This window comes from Clostridiales bacterium (assembly GCA_030016385.1).
In the GTDB taxonomy this organism is placed as follows: domain Bacteria; phylum Bacillota; class Clostridia; order Clostridiales; family Oxobacteraceae; genus JASEJN01.
This window is the reverse complement of sequence record JASEJN010000117.1, coordinates 1-2,345: the sequence shown is the minus strand read 5'-3', so window position 1 is coordinate 2,345 and position 2,345 is coordinate 1. Positions and strand designations below refer to the sequence as shown.

1 protein-coding gene is annotated in these 2,345 nt (G+C 31.7%); it reads left to right on the top strand.

The annotated features are described in order from the left end of the window. Nucleotides 1-289: 289 nt before the first annotated feature. Entirely contained in the window at nucleotides 290-2,269 is a 1,980-nt protein-coding gene (locus tag QME45_14665) for a DUF4214 domain-containing protein (GenBank protein ID MDI6619869.1), read from the top strand. The last annotated feature ends 76 nt before the right edge of the window (nucleotides 2,270-2,345 follow it).

Below are 2,345 nucleotides of genomic sequence, written 5' to 3'. Positions count from 1 at the left end.
TCCAGTTCCTTTATTATATCTCTTCTGGAGTTTACACACTATATGTTACACCACCGTGTTAAAAAAGTTATAATGCTGGATAAAGATTCTTAAAAATTATTTTTAATTGGTTTTGGTAATACATGTTTTCATGTTTTTGCCATACAAAATTAGGCATACAATATTGTAATAGAATTCGTAATATAATATAATAAATGGTAATAAAGTTAGTAAAAAAATGAATATAATAAATAATTTTATAAACAGATGGGCAATAACTTAAAAATAAATGGGTCAGTGGGGTGGTATAATGAAAAAATTTAATAAAATCGTTTTCTGGGGAGTATTGTTTTTCTCTTTAATAGTGTCAAATTTAATTTTTATGCCAAAAACGGAAGCTGCAATTTCACCGGAATCTTTTATAAGGAATGCTTATATGTCTATTTTGAAGAGGGAGCCAGATGGAACATTTTGGTTTAAAATGCTGTCATCTCATGAATCTACAGGGGCAGGCTTGATAAAAGCTCTTTTGGACTCTCCCGAGTTTAATAATAATATAAGTAACAGTCAATACATATCGGTTCTTTATCATGCATTATTTGGAAGATCTCCTGATAGTGGCGGACAGGCATTTCATCTACAATTAATGGACGAAAAAGACTATAGCAGACTCAGAATTTTGCATGATATGGTAAGTTCTGATGAATTTAAATTATTCTGCGGGAAATATGATATACTTCCTGGTAATATAGCCTTAACTGATCCTATTGATACAAGGCCAGATTTAGTAGTATTTATAACAAATTTTTATAAGAGTGCATTGAATAGAAATCCAGATGGAGGAGGTTTAATTTCTTATGTTAATGGCTTAGCCAATAAAAAGATTGATGGCGCGAATTTGGCAAAAGCATTTATATTTTCTAAAGAATTTAAAAGTTTAAATTATGATGATAATACATTTGTAAGAAAACTATATAACTCATTATTTAATAGGAATCCTAACAGTAGTGAGCTTTCAGGATGGACAAGCCTTTTATCAAAAGGACATACTAGATATAACATATTGGCTAATTTTGTAAATTCTGATGAATATAAAAAGATATGTAATAAATATAATATTCCGAAGGGTAATATAGTCTTAACTGATCCTGTTGATGCAAGGCCTGAACTTAATAGTTTCATATTTAATGTTTATAGCTCAGCTTTGAATAGAAAGGCTGATGGAGAGGGACTTCATCATTATGTTTTGAATTTAGCAAATGGCAAATTTAGTGGTGCAACGGTAGCTACAAGTTTCATAAACAGCCCTGAATTTACTAACAAAAATTTGGGTGATAGCGATTACATAAAAGTGCTATATAGTGCATTTTTACAAAGACAGCCGGATGCAGGTGGATTAACGTCGTGGAGTAATAATATTTTGGATGGTTATAGCAAGCATTATGTACTTGCAGGGATCATAAATTCTCAGGAATTTTCAAAAGTTTGCAATAAATACAATATTATTCAAGGTCGAATTATTCTGTTGCCAGATGATACTTCCTCACACTATAATATTACCTTGCAGGATATTCTAAATGCAGAATATGATCATGCTAGCCCTCAAGACTATGATGCTGATTCAAGTAAGTGGGTAGATGCAACAAAGCCTAGAATTCTGGAGTTCCTTGATCCTTCAAATTTCTCGGAAGTTGCTGACAGATATCAATTTATGAGGCTTAATTCTTTTTATAGCATTACTGCTGATGAGATAAATGATTTTTTAGATAACTGGTTTATTAGATACAATAATGGAAATCATACTGTTTTATATAATAAAGGGGATATATTTATACAAGCTGCAAAACAACAGGGTATGTACGTGAATCCGATGTACCTTGTTGCACATGCATGTCTTGAAACAGGGTATGGGAAATCTTCGTTGGCAAATGGAATAAAGGTTAATGGCAGGACTGTATATAATATGTATGGTATTGGAGCTTATGATGGTTCTGCAGTTTACAGTGCTTCACAACTTGCAGATAAGGAAAATTGGACTACCCCAGAGGCTGCAATTATTGGTGGAGCAAGATTTATTTATGATGATTATATCAATAATGGTGAATATAGGCAGGATACAGTATATAAGATGAGATGGAATCCTTTAGCTATTGTGTACCATAATCAGCCCATTAATCAGTATGCAACTGATATTGCATGGGCAGATAATATATCTTTGATTATTAATAAGCTTGTAAACCTTAGTAAGGGCGTTCTTCCAAATTTTGATATACCTCACTATAATAAATAAAAAGAGATCAACATTAAAATGTGTTTGTTGCAAAATAAAATAGGACAAAGTTGCAGAGAAAATTCTCCACTTTTGC

Bases quoted from the DNA above. Each gene is read 5' to 3' on its own strand.
- QME45_14665 (MDI6619869.1), top strand. From the start codon at position 290: ATGAAAAAATTTAATAAAATCGTTTTCTGGGGAGTATTGTTTTTCTCT.